This window comes from Streptomyces sp. Tu 2975, assembly GCF_009832925.1.
In the GTDB taxonomy this organism is placed as follows: Bacteria; Actinomycetota; Actinomycetes; order Streptomycetales; family Streptomycetaceae; genus Streptomyces.
Window position 1 is genome coordinate 3,907,949 of record NZ_CP047140.1, and the last position, 19,999, is coordinate 3,927,947.

The 19,999-nt window shown below is 71.0% G+C and carries 16 protein-coding genes and 4 pseudogenes; 5 read left to right on the forward strand and 15 right to left on the reverse strand.

Annotation, left to right across the window (positions count from 1 at the left end; all coding sequences use genetic code 11):
• Positions 1-237: 237 nt before the first annotated feature.
• The 3 genes and pseudogenes from GLX30_RS17235 to GLX30_RS17240 all read right to left on the reverse strand — a co-directional run.
• Positions 238-444, reverse strand: a pseudogene (locus GLX30_RS17235) (site-specific integrase); the annotation flags it as partial.
• Position 445: 1 nt separating this feature from the next.
• Positions 446-597 (reverse strand): annotated as a pseudogene (locus GLX30_RS35285) (transposase); the annotation flags it as partial.
• A complete protein-coding gene (locus GLX30_RS17240; RefSeq protein WP_159689513.1) occupies positions 598-1,197 on the reverse strand; it encodes a TetR/AcrR family transcriptional regulator in 600 nt (199 codons plus the stop codon).
• 116 nt (positions 1,198-1,313) lie between these two features.
• On the opposite strand from GLX30_RS17240, the gene GLX30_RS17245 reads away from it, so the two are divergent.
• Positions 1,314-2,135 (forward strand): SDR family NAD(P)-dependent oxidoreductase, encoded by an 822-nt coding sequence (locus GLX30_RS17245; RefSeq protein ID WP_159689517.1) that lies wholly within the window; start codon positions 1,314-1,316, stop codon positions 2,133-2,135.
• 138 nt (positions 2,136-2,273) lie between these two features.
• Here the strand turns inward: GLX30_RS17245 and GLX30_RS17250 are convergent.
• The 3 genes and pseudogenes from GLX30_RS17250 to GLX30_RS17260 form a co-directional block, all read right to left on the reverse strand.
• Positions 2,274-2,462: pseudogene (locus tag GLX30_RS17250) on the reverse strand (alpha/beta hydrolase); the annotation flags it as partial.
• Between the two features lie 192 nt (positions 2,463-2,654).
• Positions 2,655-3,008 (reverse strand): hypothetical protein, encoded by a 354-nt coding sequence (locus GLX30_RS17255; RefSeq protein ID WP_244258464.1) that lies wholly within the window; start codon positions 3,006-3,008, stop codon positions 2,655-2,657.
• 510 nt (positions 3,009-3,518) lie between these two features.
• Complete coding sequence (locus GLX30_RS17260) at positions 3,519-3,926, reverse strand: hypothetical protein (protein WP_159689527.1); 408 nt, start codon at positions 3,924-3,926, stop codon at positions 3,519-3,521.
• A gap of 336 nt (positions 3,927-4,262) precedes the next feature.
• On the opposite strand from GLX30_RS17260, the gene GLX30_RS17265 reads away from it, so the two are divergent.
• Positions 4,263-4,619, forward strand: a complete 357-nt coding sequence (locus GLX30_RS17265; protein WP_159689531.1) for a PRC-barrel domain-containing protein — start codon at positions 4,263-4,265, stop codon at positions 4,617-4,619.
• A gap of 36 nt (positions 4,620-4,655) precedes the next feature.
• On the forward strand, positions 4,656-4,841 hold the full coding sequence (locus GLX30_RS17270; protein WP_159689534.1) for a hypothetical protein: 186 nt from the start codon (positions 4,656-4,658) through the stop codon (positions 4,839-4,841).
• A 327-nt stretch (positions 4,842-5,168) separates the two neighbouring features.
• Here the strand turns inward: GLX30_RS17270 and GLX30_RS17275 are convergent, their stop codons facing one another.
• The 4 genes from GLX30_RS17275 to GLX30_RS17290 are packed head-to-tail and all read right to left on the reverse strand — an operon-like array spanning position 5,169 to position 11,587.
• Positions 5,169-5,777 carry a pentapeptide repeat-containing protein gene (locus GLX30_RS17275; protein WP_159689537.1) on the reverse strand — a complete coding sequence of 203 codons (609 nt, stop codon included), beginning with the start codon at positions 5,775-5,777 and terminating at the stop codon, positions 5,169-5,171.
• Positions 5,778-5,804: 27 nt separating this feature from the next.
• Positions 5,805-10,511 carry a putative T7SS-secreted protein gene (locus tag GLX30_RS17280; protein ID WP_159689540.1) on the reverse strand — a complete coding sequence of 1,569 codons (4,707 nt, stop codon included), beginning with the start codon at positions 10,509-10,511 and terminating at the stop codon, positions 5,805-5,807.
• A gap of 3 nt (positions 10,512-10,514) precedes the next feature.
• Positions 10,515-11,168: a hypothetical protein gene (locus GLX30_RS17285; protein ID WP_159695090.1), complete on the reverse strand. Its 654-nt coding sequence runs from the start codon at positions 11,166-11,168 to the stop codon at positions 10,515-10,517.
• On the reverse strand, positions 11,165-11,587 hold the full coding sequence (locus tag GLX30_RS17290) for an SseB family protein (protein WP_159689544.1): 423 nt from the start codon (positions 11,585-11,587) through the stop codon (positions 11,165-11,167). Before GLX30_RS17290 ends, GLX30_RS17285 begins: the two co-directional genes overlap by 4 nt.
• Before the next feature lie 129 nt (positions 11,588-11,716).
• Here GLX30_RS17290 and GLX30_RS17295 point away from each other — a divergent pair.
• Positions 11,717-12,685, forward strand: a pseudogene (locus GLX30_RS17295) (cellulose binding domain-containing protein); the annotation flags it as partial.
• Positions 12,686-12,790: 105 nt separating this feature from the next.
• Here the strand turns inward: GLX30_RS17295 and GLX30_RS17300 are convergent.
• Positions 12,791-14,512, reverse strand: a complete 1,722-nt coding sequence (locus GLX30_RS17300) for a ricin-type beta-trefoil lectin domain protein (RefSeq protein ID WP_244258195.1) — start codon at positions 14,510-14,512, stop codon at positions 12,791-12,793.
• A 313-nt stretch (positions 14,513-14,825) separates the two neighbouring features.
• Between GLX30_RS17300 and GLX30_RS17305 the strand changes: the two genes are divergently transcribed.
• Positions 14,826-15,599, forward strand: coding sequence for a DUF72 domain-containing protein (locus tag GLX30_RS17305; RefSeq protein WP_159689549.1), 774 nt, complete (start codon positions 14,826-14,828; stop codon positions 15,597-15,599).
• 155 nt (positions 15,600-15,754) lie between these two features.
• On the opposite strand, the gene GLX30_RS17310 is transcribed toward GLX30_RS17305, so the two are convergent.
• The 4 genes from GLX30_RS17310 to GLX30_RS17325 all read right to left on the reverse strand — a co-directional run bounded on the left by GLX30_RS17310 (position 15,755) and on the right by GLX30_RS17325 (position 19,769).
• Positions 15,755-15,937: a hypothetical protein gene (locus GLX30_RS17310; protein ID WP_159689553.1), complete on the reverse strand. Its 183-nt coding sequence runs from the start codon at positions 15,935-15,937 to the stop codon at positions 15,755-15,757.
• A gap of 12 nt (positions 15,938-15,949) precedes the next feature.
• On the reverse strand, positions 15,950-16,525 hold the full coding sequence (locus GLX30_RS17315; protein ID WP_159689556.1) for a PadR family transcriptional regulator: 576 nt from the start codon (positions 16,523-16,525) through the stop codon (positions 15,950-15,952).
• A gap of 130 nt (positions 16,526-16,655) precedes the next feature.
• On the reverse strand, positions 16,656-17,540 hold the full coding sequence (locus tag GLX30_RS17320) for a septum formation family protein (protein ID WP_159689559.1): 885 nt from the start codon (positions 17,538-17,540) through the stop codon (positions 16,656-16,658).
• 180 nt (positions 17,541-17,720) lie between these two features.
• Complete coding sequence (locus GLX30_RS17325; RefSeq protein ID WP_159689562.1) at positions 17,721-19,769, reverse strand: NADPH-dependent 2,4-dienoyl-CoA reductase; 2,049 nt, start codon at positions 19,767-19,769, stop codon at positions 17,721-17,723.
• Positions 19,770-19,999: the final 230 nt, after the last annotated feature.

Here is a 19,999-nt window from a genome sequence, read left to right on the forward strand (position 1 = left end):
GCGGTGCTCAGCATCGTGCCCGATCCGTGCCCGACACGTCGGTAAGCCACGGACAACACCGGTGCCACCGAGAGCATTTTCGGCCCGCTCTAACACCCATTGCTGCTGGTGAGGTCGCCAACTACGCTCAGAGGCACGGTGATTCCCAAGCTCAGAGCGCGGGTTCGATTCCCGTCACCCGCTCCAGCAGAAAGCCCCAGGCCAGCGGCCCGGGGCTTCTTTGTTGTCTGGACCGCGCTAAGCGCCTTGCACCAGATCCGCACCAGAAGGCTTCTCCTTGCCCTTCTGGCGGGCGGCGCGCACCAGCTGATCCTGCCCGCTTGCAACTTCCTGCTGCCGGTCCGAGTCGGAGTGCTGATAGATCAGCGCGGCCTTCGCCGAGGACTGCCCGGCGCGGACCAGCGTGTCCTTGAGCGTGGCCCCGGAACGGGAAGCGAGGGTGTGCGAGAACCTTGACGTGGAGGCGTCGCCACGAACCGGCACTGGTCCAGGCGGTGAACCGGTGGTGAGCCGTGGCCGGACTCACCCCGAAGCAAGGGTGAGTTGACGCCAAGCGCACGACGTGATGAGCACGTATGTGATCGCAGGGAACACTGTTCAGGGGCCGAAAGCTCTGAGTGTCGCGTCAACGAGCGAATCCGCGTATGCGGTCGTCAGCGGACGGCTACGGTGCAGCCACCTCTGGAAGAGCGGGGCGTACAGCATTTCGAGGGCCAGGTCGAGGTCGGCGTCAGGGGCGAGCTGGCCGGCCTTCTGGGCGCTGCGCAGGCGCGCCTTCTTCGCCTCGTCCAGCGGCCGGGCCAGCTTCTCGCGGTACTCGGCCGCCAGCGCGGCGTCGTTGGCGATTTCGGTGTTGAGAGCGCGGATCAGCCTGTCGAAGGAGGGGTCTGCGAACTCCTCGACCGTGGCGCGCATGACGAGCTTGAGATCGGCTTCGAGGTCGCCCGTGTCCGGCAACGTGACCGACTGCCCGTCCGCATCCTCGCTCAGAGCCAGAAGGGCGGCGAAGACGACCGCGCTCTTCGACGGCCACCGCCGATAGATCGTCTGCTTGCCGACACCGGCACGGGCGGCGATGGCTTCGACCGTGACCTTCTCGTATGTCTCTTCGGTGACCAGGGCGCGGGCAGCCGCGAGGATCGCCTGCCGGGACCGTTCCTTGCGCCGGGAGTGGTCCGGCCCCTTCTCGATGGACATGCGTCCAGCCTATCCATGAAGCGAAACGAGACGAACCGTATTGATGTGCTTGCTGCGATGCCCTAGGCTGCAAACGAACCGAGACGGCTCGTTTTGTTTACACGGGGTGACGCATCATGACGGACACAAGGGTTTGGCTCATCACTGGCGCCTCCCGCGGCCTGGGGCGAGCTTTCGCCGAGGCCGCCCTGGCAGCCGGCGCCCGCGTGGTGGCTGCCGCCCGCAACGTCGAGCCTCTGGAGGAATTGACCGACGAGTACCCCGACCACCTGGTCCCGCTACCTTTGGACGTCACCGACCGCCGGGGGGTGTTCGCCGCGGTGGAGCAGGCGGCGGCCGCGTTCGGGAGGCTGGACGTCGTCGTCAACAACGCCGGCGCAATGCTCTACGGCATGGTGGAGGAGGCCACCGAGGAGCAGATCCGGGCGCATATGGATGTGAACTTCTTCGGCGCCGTGTGGGTGGCTCAGGCGGTCCTTCCTCACCTGCGTGCCCAAGGCGGCGGGCGGCTCCTCCAGGTCACCTCGATGGGCAGCGGCGGCGGCATGGCCACCGTCGGTTACTACGGTGCGGGCAAGGCCGCACTGGACTCGGTGAGCGAGGCACTTGCGATGGAGGTCGAAGAGTTCGGCATCAAGGTCACCATCGTGCAGATGGGTGGCTACAACACCGGCTTGTTCACCGCCGGCACCACGAACACCGAACCTCTGGCGCAGTATCAGCCCCTGCGCACCGAGATGGAGGCGATGTGGGGCGACGCCGTCGCCCCGGAGCCGGACACCGCTGCCCCGGTCGTCATGGAGCTGGCCGCACTGCCGAACCCGCCCCGACGGCTGATAGTCGGCAGCCAGTCCTTCGATCATGTCTTGGAGATGGACCAGGCCCAAGCGGATCTGTACCGGTCCTGGGAGCACCTCAGCCGTCTCGCTCCAGGCTGATCGGGCCCGACTTGCCGGCCTCGCCCGGAACGAGGCCGGGCACACGGGCCCACGCCGGACGGCGACTCACGACGAGGCCGGGTCGGCGCCCCGGTCGTCGTCGAGGGCACCGCCTTTGCAACTGCTGTCACACCCGAGGTCATGGGCGTGGTCCACGGCGGCGACGACGTAGCCGCGGCTCGCCAGGTCGTTCGCCAGGGCGGTGAGCGTGCTGCGTGGCATCGAGAAGCCCGGTGACAGCAGCACCAGCGGGAAGCGGCCGGACGCCGGGCGGGCGTCAACGCACGCGTGTGTACGCACACCGCTGACGGTCGCGGCGGGCACGACACCGGTCAGGCAGCGCGCTTCCACCAAGCTTCAGAGCGCGGGTTCGATTCCCGTCACCCGCTCCGTACATGAGCCCCGGCCCAGCGGCCCGGGTCTTCTTTGCTGTCTGGACCGGATCAGGCTTCGCGTGCCCGTTCCGCCCGATGCCTGATCATCGGGCACGCTGTCGGCCGCCCGTTCCGTCGGCGCGCCTCATGACGCCTGCCGCTCGGCGTCAGCTTCTCTGTGCATACCCGTGCACAGAGCCCAGACAACGAAGACGTTGACGGCGACCAACGTCAAGGCCCAGAGGGGGTAGTACGGCACCCACAGGAAGTTCGCGATCGCGCCGAGCCCCGCTACGGATACACCGAAGAAGCGTGCCCACAACGCTCCGCTGAGCACGGCGCACCCGGCAATGACAAGGGCAACGCCCAGGATGAGGTGCACCCAGCCCCAGCCCGCCAGACTGAACTCGAACACGTAGTGGCGCGTCGCAATGAACAGATCGTCCTTGGCGATGGCCGCGATTCCTTCGAAGATCGCCATCGCACCACCGAGAATCATCAGTGCTGCCGCGAAGACGGTGGTACCCGATGCGGGTGCATGCCAAGGGCGCGGGTCGGCATCGGCCGTGCTGGGCGGGACGGCGTCACTGGCCATGTCGGACTCCTTGGGTGGCAGGGCCATCCGGTCAACCGAACTCTCGGAGCGGCGAGATCTCTCCCAGCGTGGCACGACGGCACTCCACCAGCATCCCGAGCTGCGGCGCCGCATGTGGCAATGCCCGATGCGGGAGGCTGGAGGCCAAGAGGTGCTCATCCAGCGGATATCCGGGTGGGCGGAGAGGCCGGCCCGTCGCACGACCCGGGGTCGGGCTCCAAGACGGCTCGTTCACGGTCCGGAAGGACCGGATCAAGGGCGGCGTGCACGGTGTCGCCGTCGTCGCGGCAACGGCCGACACACATGCGGTGCTCGACGGGGTACGGATCAGGCGGACGTCGGGCATGCCGGTGCAGCCCTTCGAGTGCTGCGGCTTCACGGCCGCAGGGACGGTCAGACCCTGGCCGGATCGGGCTACGTGGTGCGCCTGCTCCTGCGCCCGTGTCGTGTCAGGAACGCGATCAGGGCGGAGACGCCGGCGGTCACGGCGAGGCTGCCGACCATGACCATCACCACGCCGACCAGGAAAAGACCGCTGGAGTCGTCGGACCAGTCGACATAGGCGGCGGCGGTCAGGCCGACCGGTATGCCGGCCACAGCCGCGATGTAGTCCCGGGACACCGCCCCGTACACCAGCGCCAGCAGAGTCAGCACCAGTCCGATCACCTGCCATGCCTCGTACGGGCCGGTCGTCGTGCCGTCGGCCTGCACATCACGCTGCTGGTCCCAGCCCAGCCAGGCGGCCCACGCCCCCATCGTCACCGCGGCCAGTACGAGGCCTACCACCAGCTGCGGAACGCTCTTCGCAAGTCCTTGTCGCATGACCCCCAGCGTCCTGGCTCGCGCCACGACCGGCCAGGGCGCATGTACTCAGCTCTGCCCGAGTACGTCGACCAGGGCGAGGCTCCCCACCGCGCGGCTCGAAGCAGCCAGGAGGCGCGGGCGGCCGCGAGCCGGTCTCTGGCGGCCGCGACCGGCGCCGATGACGGACATGTGGCCGTCGGCTGGCCCAGGGCCGGCGCTCCGGCCCCGGTTCTCCAGGAAGGGGCCTGGTCACAGCCGGTGCTCGCACGGCCGACCGGAGTACGGTGGAAGCACCGGGAGTACCTCGCACACCGGCTCCCTGCTGGTGCCGTGAGATGGCGTCAGGGGCACGGCATGATCCGTTCAGCCGATATCCGCGAGTGGCGCGACCACGACGTCGTCGACCCGAAAGGGCACAGGATCGGCGCCCTCGAAGCGATCTACGTCGACACCACCACCGACGAGCCGGCCATGGCCACCGTCCTCACCGGACTCCCCTCCCGTCGTCGTCTGGTCTTCGTCCCCCTCGCCGAGGCGGTTCTCGGACCGGGCTACGTCAAGGTCGCGCACTCCAAGAGCCTGGTGAAGAACGCTCCCGCCATCGGCACCGACGACATCCTGCCCGCCGAGGAGGAGGAAGCGGTCTTCAAGCACTACGACCTGGCCTACCGGCCCGGCCCCAACGGTGAGCGACAGCTCGCGCGCCGCTGAGCCCCCCGGACCCGAACCGACGGAGGTGTTCCCGGTATGGCATTCATCCTGTTCCTCCTGCTCGTTGCCGTGATCCTGGGAATCATCGGCGTCGTCGTGGAGGGTCTGATCTACCTTTTGATCATCGGCATCCTGATCGTCGTGGCCGAGGTCGTGTTCATCGCCCTGCGATCCAAGGGCTCCGGTCGGTCCAAGAGCTCCGGTCGCCGCCGCGTCCGATGACACCGGCGACCGGGTCGGGCACGGTGCGCGGATGCCACCCACCAGCGCCGGGGCCGAAGTGCGCACCGTCGACGAGGTCTTCGACCGGCTGCTCAACCCGGCATCGTGCACTTCCTCGTCTCCGTCTTCGAACACGCCCGGGACCGCGCGGAACCGGTCGTCCACGAGCCCGACCAGCAGCGCCCCAAGATCCTCACCGACGAGACGCGCCGGCGCGTGCTGCGGATGATGGTCGACGGCTACACCGACGGGGGACGGGCAAGGGCCCGTACGTACCGGATGCACGGTGTGTGCGGGTCCTTGCCGGAGGCCGCTGGCCGGCGGGGGTCAGGGCCGCAGGGATCCGCGGCGCACACCGTCCAGCCGGGTGCCGGTCATGACCGCCCCGTCGGTCCTCGCCCCGATGAGTACGGCGGAGGACAGGTCCGCGTCCGTGAGGTCCGCGTCCGTGAGGTCGGCCGCCAGGAGCTTGGCCCGGCGCAGCGACGCGCCGCGCAAAGTGGTACGCACCAGGCGGGCGCGCGACAGCACGGCGTCGTCGGCCCGGACGTCACGGAGGCCGGCCCCCGTGAGGTCGCTGAGACCGGCGTTCACCCCGGTCAACGTCGCGCCGGTGAGGTCCGCGCCGGTCAGGTCCGCGCCGGTCAGTGACGCGTCGGAGAGGTCGCAGCCGCTCAGGGAGCACTCCCGCAGGTCCGCGTAGCCGAGATAGACGCCCTTCAGGTCGGTGCCCGTGAGATCGGTGCCGGCGAGCGGGATGCCCCCGAGGTCGTTCTCGGTGCCCCACGGCTGCGACCACTCACGCAGCAGGCCGTGCCAGTCGCCGCCGCCCACCAGCGCCGCACGCAGTCCGGCGAGGACGTCGGCGTTCTCCGGCCGGGTCCACCGGTCGCGCAGCTCTCGCGCGTGGCTGTTGTCGTCCGGTGGTGTGCTCATCGCCTGGCGCTCCCGGGGGCGGCTCGGTCACCGTTGGATCTGGTGGAGGAACCCCTTCACACGGTCCAGGTGGTAGACGGTCTCGTCGTGCTTCTTGAGAAGGACTTCCAGGCCCCGTTCGGTCATGCCGTCGGGCAGCCGTTCCATCTCTTTCCACAGTATCCGACGGACGTTCTCCAGCCCTTGCTGTGCCTGCGTCAGGTCCTTGACGTGGTCGAACGGCGTCCCGTCCGGTTTGCGTGCCACGACCTCGCCCGCGGCCTCGCGTCTGGCCGCCGAGTAATGGTTGTGGTTCGGCTCGGAGTTGATACGGCCGATCGGGTCGGCCTTGATGTTCTCCAGCTTGTTGATGGCGTTCATCGCCTCGTCGCTGAGGCCCAGCCCCCGGTAGGGCGAAAGACCCAGCGGGTCGGACCAGGTGAACGGGTTGTGGACGTAGGCGGCCGGGTTGGGTGCCGGGGACAGGCCGAGCGGGTCGGGCGTGAGATAGCGGGCCGTCTCCGGGTCGTACTGCCGGAAGTAGTTCTGGTGGAGGCCGGTCTCCGGGTCGTAGTACTGGCCGGGGAAGCGCAGCGGCGTGTATGCGGTGGCGGACCTCGTCCAGGTCGTCGTGCCCCAGAGCGTGGCGCGGGTGTGCCAGGCCACGTCGCCCGATTCGTCGACGAGTTCGGTGGGCGTGCCGACGATGTCCGTGACGATGGCGAAGAAGCGTTCGTCGACGTCCTGTTGGGACGCGTCCGCGCCGAGCATGCGCTCGGTCTGGGCGAGCGGCTGGGCACCGTGGTGGTCCCAGGTCAGGACGACGGGTCGCGGCAGTTCGGGTGCGGTGGTGGTCTGTTCGCACAGCGTCGCGCCGTCCCAGGTGAACAGCACCTCCTCGACCACGCTCTCGCCGTCGTCGGCCAGGCGCTGTTTGGCCGTGCGGCGGCCCAGCGGGTCGTAGCGGTAGCGCCAGCGCGTCCCGTCGGGGGTGGTGACGGCCGTGAGGCGGTCCTCCGCGTCCCAGGAGTAGTGCCAGGTGTCGGCCTTGCGGGAGAGCCGGGTCTTTCTGCGCAGGGTGATGCGGCCGGCGGCGTCGTGTTCGTAGCGCACCGCCCCGGCACGGGTGATGGTGGTGCCGGTGTAGTCGCGGGAACCGGTCGCCTCGTGGCCCGGGTGGCCGGCGGGCCAGGAGGCGGAGGTCTGGTTCCCGGCCCCGTCGTAGGCGTACGTCTCCGACCAGCCGGCGGCCGTCACCGCCGTGACCCGGCCGGCCGGGTCGAGGTCGAAGCGGAAGGAGCCCCGCAGGGTGTCGTCGAGTGCGGTGAGGTGACCGTCGGCGCGGTAGGTGTAGGCCCGGCGGTTGATGGTGCGGGCGCCGGTCGTGAGGTGCTGGCCGGCCAGGCGGCCGGTCTCGTCCCAGGTCGACGCCAGGGCGAGGGAGTCGCCGAAGACGCGTCGCAGCTCGCGGCCCGCCGCGTCGTGGGTGAAGGAGACGCGGTGCGTGCCGCTGGTGAGGTGCGTGGGCCGGCCGGCGGCGTCGTAGCCGTAGGTGGTGACACGGCCGGTGGGCGTGATGCGGCGGACCCGGCGACCCACAAAGTCGTAGGTGTAGGTGAGGGGGCGGCCGTCGACCATCTCGGCCTTGAGGTCCCCCCGGCGGTCGTACTGCTGGATCAGCTCGCTGTCCGGGCCGGTGGCCCTGATCATCCGCCCGGCACGGTCGTAGGCGTAGGTGGTGACGGCGCCCGCCGCGTCCTTCCTGACCACCCGGTCGAGCTGGTCGCGCTCGTAGGAGACCGTCTGGCCGAGCGGGTTCGTACGGGCCGCGACCTGGCCGACGGCGTCGATGGCGTACCTGACCGTCCGCCCGTCGAAGTCGGTCTCCGAGACCATCCGGCCGGCCGCGTCGTAGCTGTAGGACCAGGTCAGGCCCTGCGGGTCGGTGACCTTGGCGAGCCGCAGGGAGGCGTCGTGCTCGAATTCGTGGCGTACGCCGTCGGGGCCGGTGCGGGCGGCCGGCAGGTCGAAGTGGGTGTACTCGAAGCGGGTCGTCCGCCCGGTCGCGTCGGTGTGGCCGGTGCAGTTCCCCTCCCCGTCGTACGTCCACGACTCGCTGCTGCCGTCCGGGCGGGTGCGCCGGGCCAGTTCGCCGTCGGCGGTCCACTCGAGGGTGGTGACCGCGCCGAGGGGGTCGGTGATGCGGACGAGCCGGCCGAAGGCGTCGCGTTCGCATCGTGTGGTGCCGCCGAGCGGGTCGGTGACCTCCAGCGGCATGCCTGCCGCGTCGCAGCGGAAGGTGGTGACGGCGCCGAGCGCGTCGGTGGAGGAGAGGAGATGCCCGCGGGAGTCGTACGCGTAGCGGGTGGTGCGGCCCGAGGGGTCCGTGACCAGGACGCGGTTGCCCCGGTCGTCGAACTCCTGACGCCAGCACGTCCCGTCGGCCTCGGTGTACTCCACCGGCAGGCCCCGTTCGTCGCGGACGGTGCTGATAGTGGTGCCGTCGGGGCGCACGACGGCGAGCAGCCTGCCCGCTTCGTCGTACGTGTAGGAGGTGGTCCGCCCGAGGGCGTCGGTGCGGGTCAGCCGGTTCCCGCGCGCGTCATGGGTGTAGCGGGTGGTGTGGCCGAGCGGATCGGTGGTGGCCACGACCCGGCAGGCGCTGTCGATCAGATGGCGGGTGGTGCGGCCGTCGGCGGTGGTCAGCTCGGTCACCCGGTGGCCGGTGGCCGGGTCGGGAAGGCCGTAGGAGAGGGTGAGCTGCACGTGGCCGGCCTGGCCGCCCTCACCGATCACGCGGTCCTGGTCGTCGTAGGCGTAGTCGTACCGGCTGCCGTTGGAGTCGATCCAGGCGATCACCCGCCTGCGCTCGTCGTACTCGAACGTGAGCGTGGCGCCGGAGGGTCTGGTGACGGTGGTGAGGTTGCCGTCCGTGTAGCCGTAGGCGGCGACCGGCTGCTCGGTGCCGTCGGGGAGGACCAGGGACAGAGCGGTCACCCGGCCTTCCGCGGTGCCCACCGCGAGCCGGCTGCCGGCCGAGTGGACGAGCGCGAGCGGCGTGCCGAGCTCGTCGCGGTCGAGGGTGACGCTGTGGCCGTTGCGGTCGCTGATCCGCTCGAGCCAGGCGTCCCCGTCGTCACCCGGTTCCGCTCCGGACGGAGCGGTGAAGTGGCGGGTCAGGCCGCTCTCCGGGTCGGTGACGGTGTAGTCGCCGCTCTCCTCGCGGGTGAGCAGACGGCGCCCGGTACCGGACTCGGGAAGGGTGGGGACCCCGGGCACCGGGTGGGGGTAGGTGAGCAGGAGGCCGTCGTCGGTGACGTGGACGACGCCCTTGGCGTCGATCTCCAGGCGTTCGTCGACGGTGGAGGACCAGGACGGCCCGAAGAAGCGTCCGACGGTGTAGCCGGACTCGACGCGGCGGGTGAAGGCGAGCGGCAGAGTGCCGGGGAGGACGGCGTCGGTCTGCGGCAGGAACATCCGGCCCGAGGCGAGGTCGACGGGGTCGGTCTCGTCGATCAGACGCTGGCCGTCGGGACGGTCGTGCGTGCCGTTCGGGACGTCGTCGATCAGCTTGCGGGCACGGTTGGCGTCGCCGGCCAGGTCCGCCGCTTCCGCGGCGACCCGTACTCCCTTGACCCCGGCCCCCGCGCCGCCGGTGGCCGCGGTGAGCAGCAGGTCGGGAACGAGCCGGCCGAAGCCCTCCGCGGGGTCCTTCATGAAGTTGTCGAGCATCTGCTTGCCCGCGCCCCACGGGTCGTTGGCGACCAGCACCAGTCCCGAGGCCAGGTTGTTCAGGTTGGTGAGGTACTCGGCGGGGTGCGTGAGGTTGTACGGGTCGGTGGGGTTGATACCGCGTACGAAGGTGACGAGGCCGGCCGTTCCCTTGACGATGCCCGCGCCGAAGTGGGTCTGCATCACTTGCAGTTCCTCCAGGCCGTCCATGGCCTGTTCGGCGTACGACGGCTTGGGCGGCGCCGCGTCCCTGGCCGCCTGCACGGCGGTACGCGCGGTGTCCGCCGCCGCGTTCCGCTGCTTGCGGGCCTCGGCCAGGATCTCCTGGGCCTCCTCCATCTGCGCCTTGCCCGGATCGCTGAACGCGCCCGGTTTCGGCGGCAGGGTGGAGGGGTCCCGCTGGTCCTCGGGCCGGGCGTTGTAGCGGTCCGCCGCGCTGTTGTAGTCGTCGACCTTCTTGTTGTGCGCGTCCAGGGCGTCCGACGACGCCTTGGTGCCGGCCTTCCACTTGTCGATGGCGGTCTGCGCCTGCCGCTGCGCCCACTCGACCGTCAGGGCGAAACTCGCCAGCGCGTCGGCCGCCTTGCCGAAGGCGTCGGCGCCCTTGAACCACTTCGGCGGCTCGATCGAGACCGTCTCACGGAACGCGTCAGCCGCCTCACCCTTGATCGCGGAGGAGTCCAGACCTTTCAGCCCCTCGCCCACCAGGTCGAACGACGTTTGGAGATCCCGCAGGTGGGAAGCGGTCGTGCGCAGTTTGTCGGGGCTGCCGTAGATGAGCTTGGTCTTGTCCTCGGTCTGCCCGAGGTCCATCTCGTCGACCTCGGCGCCCATCCGGTTGGCCAGCGAGCGGGACTGCTCGCGCACCCAGTCCGCGCCCGACTCCCAGCCCACGTCCTCGAGCCGGTCGGCGGTCCAGTCGCCGGCGTCCTCGACCCGGTCACCGAGCCACTCGGTGCCGTCCTCGACCGCGTCCTCGACGACGTCCGGAGTGATGTCGCTGACGAAATCCCCGATGCCCACGGCTCAGTTCCCCCCGGTACCCGGCTGTTGCTGCTGGGCGGCCCGCTCCTCGGGAGACGGTCCGAACGTGTCGTCCACGGCCCGGTCGAACGCCTCCTGGTCCACGCCCAGCATCTCGTTGAGGATCTGCGACTGGCGCCCGCCGTTGCCCTCCGTCAGCACCGCCCGTCCGGTGTCCTTCCAGGTCTGCGCGGCGTCCTCGCCCGCACGCTGGAAGGATTCCTGGCTCCAGTCGGGGTTCAGGTAGTCGGGGGTGAACACATCGCCCCAGTTCTGCTTGACGATGTCCTCCTCGGAGGCGTGCGGGTTGCCGACGGCGGCGTTCACCGCGATCTTGAAGGTGCCCTGGAGGTACTGGTCCTCCTCCCAGACCATTCCGGCGGCGAGTCCGAGCGTCGCGGCGATGGTGTTGGCGTCCTGGATCAACGCCCGCACGCCCCACTCCCAGCGCTCGCAGTAGTCCTCGAAGTCCACCGACAGACCGTGGTGTCCGGCCTCCATGCCCGTCATCGCCAGGTCCGAGAACCCCTTGCCGAGGACGGCCCCGGTCCCGGTGCCGACCTCCCGCAGCTCGGCGATCGCCGATCGCAGGCCCTGGGTGATCCGCTGGACGCTGTCCGGGCCGACCCTCAGGTCCTCCGCCCCGCCGCCCATCAGACGGCCCCTTCGGCGGCCGGTGCGTCGACCGCGACGGCGTCGGGCACGATGCCCAGGGCCGGCGGGAACACCATCGCTCCGTCCGGGTCGGCGATGTCGACGGCCACCCCGGCCGGCACGCCCATCGCCGGGACGATCTCGTCGAGCAGCCGTGCCCCCCGGATCTCGGCGAACTCCCAGGACCGGCCCGTCTCCTGGCCGTCCCCCGCGTCACGGGCCCGCGCGAACCGGGCTAGCGCCTCCTCGCTGGTGAAGGCGCAGATCCAGCGCACCCCGCCGAGCTGAGCCGTCCACAGACCGCCCGCGTCGACAGGGACGAGGACCAGGGCGCGCCGCAACTCGCCCACCATGGCCATCGGATCGCCGGAGCCGTCCCGCCGCTCGGCGATCCGCTCCGCGAGTGCCGTGCCGTCGCTCATCCGGATCTCCTTCCAGCCGCCTGGTGTCTTCCCGTCCCGTGTACGCAGGACACCACGCAGTCCTGAGGCCGGGCGGTTCCCCTGGGGGGCGAAGGTACCGGGCCGGGGCGAAGGTGTGCGGGCCCGGTCCGTCAGTCCAACTGCTTCGACGTCTCCTCACCGCAGGCACTGCGGCGCGACGGAGGCAGCGACCCGGTGGGCATCAGGTCCATGGTCACCCATGTCCAGCAGCGGTACGGCGCCGATCCCGGCCGGATTTTCGTGACCGGCGCTTCGTCCGGCGCCATGATGACCAACGTCCTGCTGGGCAACTACCCCGACGTGTTCCGGGTGGGCGCGGCCTTCATGGGCGTACCGCACTCGTGCTTCGCCACCAGCGACGGCTCCGGCTGGAACAGCGCCTGTGCGAACGGCGCCGTCGACCGGACTCCGCAGGAATGGGGCGCCCTCGTCCGCGCCGCGTACCCCGGTCACACCGGGCCGCGGCCCAGGATGCAGATCTGGCACGGCACCGAGGACAGCACCCTGCGCTACCCGAACTTCGCCGAGCTGATCGACCAGTGGACCGACGTCCACGGCGTGAGCCGGACGCCCGCGTACACCGACCGCCCGCAGTCCGACCGGACCCGCACCCGCTACGGCGCCACCGGTGACCAGGCGCCTGTGGAGGCCATCAGCGTTCAGGGCGCCGGCCACACCCTGCCGACCGGTGGCATGGCGGCCGGTGCCGTCACGTTATTCGAACTGGACGGCACCACCTCGCCGGACCCCGGGCCCGGCCCCGTCCCGGGGGCGTGCCGGATCGGCTGGAGCACCAGCGCGTGGAGCACCGGGCTGAGGGCGACCGTGACCGTCACCAACACGGGCGCCGCACCGGTCAGCGGCTGGGCGCTGACCTTCACCCTGCCGGCGGACCATCGCCTCCGGCTGGGGCGCGAGTTACAGTCCGGACAGCGGCGCCGTGACCGCGAAGAACGTGGCCTACGACGGGACGCTCGCCGCCGGGGGTAGCAGATCGGCCTCCGGGCGAGCCACACAGGGAACACCGCGAAGCCGGCTTCCTTCACCCCGAACGGAGCGTCCTGCTCCACCGGTTGACGGCACCGGTCCCGGCGGCGGCAACCGGGTCCGCCCTGCGGAACGCCGGGCCGCCGGGGCCGGGACGACGGCGGACACCGTGGACCGGTGGTCTTCTCGGGCGGGTCAGCGGCCGGCCGTCCAGCGCTGGTCGCCGTCCCCGTCGGCCGGATCGAAGTCGAGCGTGCCGCCGCCGGAGTCCCCGAGTGGTTCGAGCGCGAAGTCCGGCGCGATCCGGGGGCGGACGACTCCGGCTGAGTCGACGATGAACAGCAGGTTGAGACCGTTCCTGCCGTTGACGGAGGAGCAGGACCAGATGCCCGCACCCCGGTCCGTGGCACCGCGCGAGTCCAGGCAGTAGTCGGGGTCGGCGCTGCTGCGCAGGAGGCCGTTCGGCTCCAGCTTCCAGCGCTGGCTCGGGGTTCCGTCGCACGGGGCGGTGAGGACGTCGGTGCGGTCCTCCATGACACCGCCCGCGATGTCAAGGCACAGCCCGGAGGCCCCGTTGACGACCTGGGTGTATCCGCTGCCGGCGGCGATGGGCACCGGCCGGGGCGGCGTGCTCTTCGAAGGGGTGGGAGACGGCGCCGCGGGCGCCGGGGCCGTCGTCGTGGGTGCCGCGGAGGTGCGGCTCGGTGACGCCGAGGGCTTCTTCGACGGCGACGGCGATGCTGCGGCGGTCGCCGAGGGCACGGCCGTGGGCAGGGCGGCGGGCGGCCGTGCCTCCCAGCGCGAGGGTTCCTCCGCGCGGGCACGGTCACGGTCCCGTCCGGGAGCCGGATCTTCGGACCCGGTCGCCACCAGGGTCCCTATGACGACGGCCGCCACCGCCACCGCGACGAGGACGGTGAACCGGGACGGCCTCCGCACAGCGCTGCCCACCGTCCCGCCGCTCCGTCGCCGACGACCGGCGGAGGCGTGCGGCACGGGCAGCGCCACCGTCCTGGTCTCCCACCGTTCGACGGTGGCGGGCGCGGCGGCTCGCCCGGCCCTTACGGGGCCACCGGCCGCGTATGCCGCGCCGCCCCACGGGAGCAGGCCCTCGGCGAGCACGGCCCGCGGGCCGGCCGCCAACCGGCTCAGCTCCCCGGTCAGCAGGGCGCAACCGGCGCACTCGGCGAGGTGAAGGGCCAGGTCGTTGCTGCGCCGCCCGTCGCCAGGCTGCGACGCGGCCTCGATGATGCGGCGGAACCCCTGGCACTTCCTGCTGCCGCTGTGCTCCAGGTACGCCTGGATGTAAGCGCGGCGCAGCGCGTCCAGAGCCTTGGCCCGCAGCTGGGGGACCACGGCCGGGATCACCCCGACGAACGTCGCGACCGTGGCGTCCGGCTCTTCGTCGACCACCGCGTACCAAAGGACGCCCCTGGTCTGCTCGGGCAGCCGCTGGAAGCCGGTCAGCATGGGGGACGTCGCCCGGAGCCGGGGCCGCGGGGAATCCGGCGGATACGGCGGCGCGACATCGGTGTTGTCGTCGAGCCATGCGGCGAATCCGGGCTCGAGCCGGGCGCGACGGCTGCCCGATGCCCAGGTGAGCCCGATCCGCTGAAGCACTGTCAGCAGGTGGCGGCCCCAACACCCTTCCGGGCCTATGCCCCGGCACGCCTCCTGGGTGGCGAGGTCGAAGGCCTGCACCGCCAGCTGGTTGCCGGCGAGGGCGGTGCGCCCGCAGAGCATGGCGTACCTGCGGAGGGCCGGCATGTGGCGGCGCCTGAGCTCTTGGACGGCGGGGTGAGCGGACGGGGCACCGGCGCGGATGCGTTCGGTGAGTTCCCCGTCGGGCAGAGCGGTGCAGCCGTCGTTCTCGGCCGCGGTGTCCACAACGGCCTTCTGGAGCTTCGGCTTCGACACCCTCTTGACTCCTCGTTCAGTTACGACGCGGCACGTCCGCCCGCCCGTGATCGGAGGGCTCTCGTGTTACTGGCCGGAAACAGGACCCCATAGTGGAGCAGGGCCACCCGCCGGGAAAGTGTTCCCGCAGGTAACGACAGAGCCTGAACGGGCCTTTCTTCGGGCCTTTCTCCCAATCTTCTCCGGCCCGCGGCACGCGAGGGCGGAACGAGCCGCGGAAAGGCCCGCGCGGCTGTACCGCCGCTCACGCGGCATGCCGCGGCACCCCCGTGGCGGCGGTAGAGCCGCGCGCGGCGCGGGAAGGCATCAGCCCATGCCCATCTTGGTCGGAACCTCCGGATGGCAGTACAAGGACTGGCGCGGCATTCTCTACCCGCCCGGCCTTCCGCAGCGGCTGTGGCTCGAGGAGTACGCCGCGCAGTTCGCCACCGTGGAGAACAACAACGCCTTCTACCGCCTCCCCACCACGGAGATCTTCGCGTCGTGGCACGAGCGGACGCCGGACGGGTTCGTCATGGCGGTCAAGGCAAGCCGCTTCCTGACCCACCTGAAGCGGCTCCGGGAGCCCGTGGAGCCGGTGCACCGGCTGCTGGACCGGACAGCGGGGCTCGGCGACCGGATGGGTCCAGTCCTGTTGCAGCTGCCACCCAACTTCCAGGCGGACACCGACGCACTGGACGCATGCCTGCGGTGCTTTCCCCGCACCGTCCGGGTGGCCGTCGAACTCCGGCACGCCTCGTGGTGGGTGACGGAACCGCGGCTCCGTACGGTGCTGGAACGGCACGGAGCCGCATTGTGCTGGGCGGACCGCGGGTCCCGCCCCGTGACACCGCTGTGGCGGACGGCGTCATGGGGCTACGTACGCCTCCACGCCGGCCTCGCCCAGCCGCCGCCGCGCTACGGCCGCGCCGCGCTGCAGTCCTGGGCCGGCCGCATCACCGACGCCTGGCCCGACGAGGACGACGTGTACGTGTACTTCAACAACGATCCGGGCGGGGCCGCGGTCCTGGACGCGGCCCGGTTCGCGCGTGCCGCCACCGCGCTGGACCGGACCGTGAGCCGTACGCCGGGGGGTCCGGGTCCGTGACCCGCCCCGGACCACCCCCTCTGTCCCCGCCGCCCGATGCGCCGCCGTAGCGGTACCCCGTCCGGCACCCCGCGCTTCGACCGGTTCGGCGTCCCTGCGTCGGGCCACCAAGGGCGTCTACGAGTACGGCGGGATCCTGCACAGGCCGTAGGGCGTCACGTCAGCGTGATGAACAGACCCAGCGTCAGCACGGCGATCCCGCATCCGTACAGCGCCGTCGTCACGGAACGGGCCTCCGCGGACGGGTCGGCGCCGTCGGCGCGGGCGAGGCCGACAGCGGATTTGAGCAACAGGGCGAGAGCAGCCACGCAGAAGGCGGCCATCAAGGTGTCCGTCACGCGGCGACGATCTCACGGCCCGTCAGGTGCCGCATGTCGGGAGGGTCCGTCCTCGGGATCCCTGAGTTCGGCCAGGGTGTCCGTCAGCCACTTCGTCCAGAACGTCTCGAGCTCGATGCCGCCCCGCAGCACCACATGGCGCAGCCGGTCCTGCCTGGTCACCCGGCGCTCGGGCGGGAAGTCGCGCTGCTCGAACGCCAGGTAGTCGTCCAACTGGGCCCGATGGAGCTCCAGGTGGCGTACGAGCTCCGCCTCCATGTCCGCGCCGCCCACCACCGCCGCCGCGCGCAGCCGCAGCAGCAGGGGGTCGCGGACCTGCCGGGGGTCCTCGGGGCGGGTCACCCAGGCCGTCAGTTCCTCCACGCCGGCGGGCAGGACCTCGTACTCCTTCTTCTGCCCGCGGGCAGGCTGCTCGGACGGCAGCTCCCGGATGTGTCCGGCCTGCTCGAGCTTGCCCAGCTCCCGGTAGATCTGCTGGTGGGTCGCCGACCAGAAGTAGCCGATCGACCGGTCGAACCGGCGGGTCAGCTCCAGGCCGGACGAGGGCTTCTCCAGCAGGGCGGTGAGGATGGCGTGCGGCAGGGACATGGCCGCATCGTAGGACTCGCCTCACCGCGGGCCGTCACGCGCCCGTGCCCGGGCGGCGGGACCGGGCAACAGGACGGGGCGGCGGACCGGCATCCCGGCGGACGCGCGGTCCCGCTCGCTCCGGTGGACGTCAGCCCGCCCAGACCTCGGCGTCATCGGCAGGGACGGTGGTGGCCAGGCCGAGCTCCTTGCGCGCGGCGACCGTCCCGTTCGGGTCGAGACCGGTGAAGGCCGGGTCGTAGGCCACGTAGAACGCGTCGGCGTCGGCGGCGTTCGCGGCCTTCTTCCAGTGTCCGGCGGTCTTCTCCAACTGCGCACGCAGCTTGCCGGTCTCCGCGCCCTCGATGTCCTTCATGCCCGCGACGTGCGCGTCGAGGGCGGCGGCGACGGCCTTGGCCTGCGCCTTGTAGCCGTCGAGGTCCTCCTCGACGTTCTCCGCCTCGGGCTGGGTCGCCCACAGCGCGTCGTAGACGGCGTTGGCGCCCTTGAGGTACGTGGTCTGCTCCGGCTTCGATGCTTCGGGACCGGCCTTCAGAGAGCCGGTGAGCTTGCCCGCCTCCTGGGTGTAGCTGCAGCTCACGGCGCGGTCGCCCGTCGCCCAGCTCTCGCTGGTCGGCGTGTAGTAGAAGATCTCGACGCCCTTGGGCAGCGCCCAGGTGTCCGGCGAGAACTTCTGCGCCTCCACCGGGCACCGCTCGTCGGCGATCGCCCAGATCGCGTCGTTGCCGGGGAAGGTCTTGGCATCGTCGAGCGTGAACTCACCGACGACCTCGCCCTGGTGCGGCTCGGCGCAGGGCACGACCTCGATGGCGACCGCTTCACCCTCGGTGGCCTTGCCGTTCGGGTTGTAGCAGTCCCCCGGGTCGAGCGAGAACACGGACCGCTGCCGGGCCACCTTCTTCGCGCCGTCCTTGGCGCCGTCGACGACTTCCGAGCACCCCACCGCACCGACGGCGAGCAGAGCGACGACGGCGGATATACCGCGCAGGGAACGGGACAGGGAGCGGACTGCCATGGCGCGTACATCCTCTTACGAAAGTCTTATGAATGTCGTGCGCATGCTATGCCACCCCTGTGACGGGATCGTGGGCGCGGGCCATGTGGCCGGGAGGGTCCCGCGAGGGTCGCCTCCCGGCCGGAGACCGGGGTCGAGGCAGCGCGTCGACGTCCTGGCGACCCGATCGGAATCGCACGGTCAGAGGGTGGCAGCCAGCCGGGTGCCCTGGTCGATGGCGCGCTTCGCGTCCAACTCGGCGGCCACGTCCGCCCCGCCGATGAGATGCACGGTCCGGCCGGCCGCGGCGAGTTCGTCGAACAGTCCGCGCTGCGGCTCCTGGCCGGTGCAGAGCACGACCGTGTCGACGGGCAGCACGGACGCGGTGCCGTCGACGGTCAGGTGCAGGCCCTCGTCGTCGATCCGCTCGTAGGTGGCGCCGGCCGTCATCGTCACGCCGCGGTGCTTGAGTTCCGTCCGGTGGATCCAGCCCGTCGTCTTCCCGAGGCCGGCGCCGACCTTGCTGGTCTTGCGCTGGAGGAGGTGCACGGCCCGCGGCGGGGCCGGGCGCACGGGCTTCGTCAGCCCGCCGCGGGTCGCGTAGCCGGTGTCGACGCCCCACTGGCGGAAGTACGTCTCCGGGTCCTGGCTCGCGCCCTCCCCGCCGTCGGTGAGGAACTCCGCGACGTCGAAGCCGATCCCGCCGGCGCCGATGACGGCGACGCGCTCGCCGACCGGGGCCCCGTCGCGCAGCACGTCGAGGTAGCTGACGACGCTCGGGTGGTCGATGCCGTCGATCTCGGGGGTGCGGGGCGTGACACCGGTGGCGACGACGACCTCGTCGAAGTCGGCGGCCGGGAGGTCGTCGGCGCCGACACGGGTGCCGAGACGCAGGCGGACGCCGCGCTCCTCGAGCTGGGTGCGGAAGTAGCGGAGGGTCTCGTCGAACTCCTCCTTGCCCGGGACCCGCTTGGCGATGTTCAGCTGGCCGCCGATCTCGTCCGCCGCGTCGAAGAGGGTCACCTCGTGGCCGCGCTCGGCCGCGGAGACGGCGCAGGCGAGACCGGCGGGGCCGGCGCCGACGACGGCGACGCGCTTCTTCAGCCGGGTGGGCGCGAGGACCAGTTCGGTCTCGTGGCAGGCGCGCGGATTCACCAGGCAAGAGGTGATCTTCAGGCTGAAGGTGTGGTCCAGGCAGGCCTGGTTGCAGCCGATGCAGGTGTTGATCGCGTCGGCTCGGCCGGCCCGCGCCTTGGCCACGAACTCGGGGTCCGCGAGGAACGGGCGGGCCAGGGACACCATGTCGGCGCGCCCGTCGGCGAGCAGTTCCTCCGCGACCTCGGGGGTGTTGATCCGGTTGCTCGTCACCAGCGGCACCGAGACGGCGCCCATCAGCTTCTTGGTCACCCAGCTGTACGCGCCGCGCGGCACGGACGTCGCGATGGTGGGGATACGGGCCTCGTGCCAGCCGATGCCGGTGTTGATGATCGTGGCGCCCGCCGCCTCGATCTCCTTGGCGAGCGTCACGACCTCTTCGAGCGAGGATCCGCCGGGCACCAGGTCGAGCATGGAGAGCCGGTAGATCAGGATGAAGTCGGTGCCGACCGCTTCACGCGTGCGGCGGACGATCTCCAGGGGCAACCGGATGCGGTTCTCGTAGCTGCCGCCCCAGCGGTCGGTGCGGTGGTTGGTGGCGCTCGCGATGAACTCGTTGATGAAGTAGCCCTCGGAGCCCATGATCTCGACGCCGTCGTAGCCCGCCGACTTGGCGAGGGTGGCCGCCCTGACGAAGTCCTCGACGGTCTCCTCGACCTCGGCGTCGGTGAGGGCGTGCGGCACGAACGGGCTGATGGGCGCCTGGATCGCGCTCGGTGCGACCAGGTCCTGGTGGTAGGCGTACCGGCCGAAGTGGAGGATCTGCATGGCGATCCGGCCGCCCTCGGCGTGCACGGCGTCGGTGACCAGACGGTGCTGCGCGGCCTCTTCGTCGGTGGTCATCCTGGCGCCGCCCTCGTACGGGCGGCCGCGGTCGTTGGGCGATATGCCGCCGGTCACGATGAGGCCGACACCGCCGCGGGCGCGCTCCGCGTAGAAGGCGGCCATGCGCTCGAAGCCGCGCTCCGCCTCCTCGAGGCCGACGTGCATGGAGCCCATCAGGACCCGGTTGGACAGGGTGATGAACCCGAGGTCGAGCGGGCTCAGCAGATGCGGGTACGGCGTCGGCCCGGCCGTGGTGGTGCTCGTGCTCATCGGTCCTCCTCGCGCGGGGTGTCGACTGAATTTCTAGCCGCCCCGAGAGCCTTTTGCAACAAAGTGCAAAATGATTCGCACCACAGCCCGCCCGAGCGGTCGAATGAACTCACTATTCATCCAAACGGGTGATTTTGCTCATACAACCCCTTCCTGGACCTCTACCGTGGCGTCGTGGCGGGATGGCAGCACGTGAGCGCACTGGGGGTCGCGGCGATTCTCGGAACACA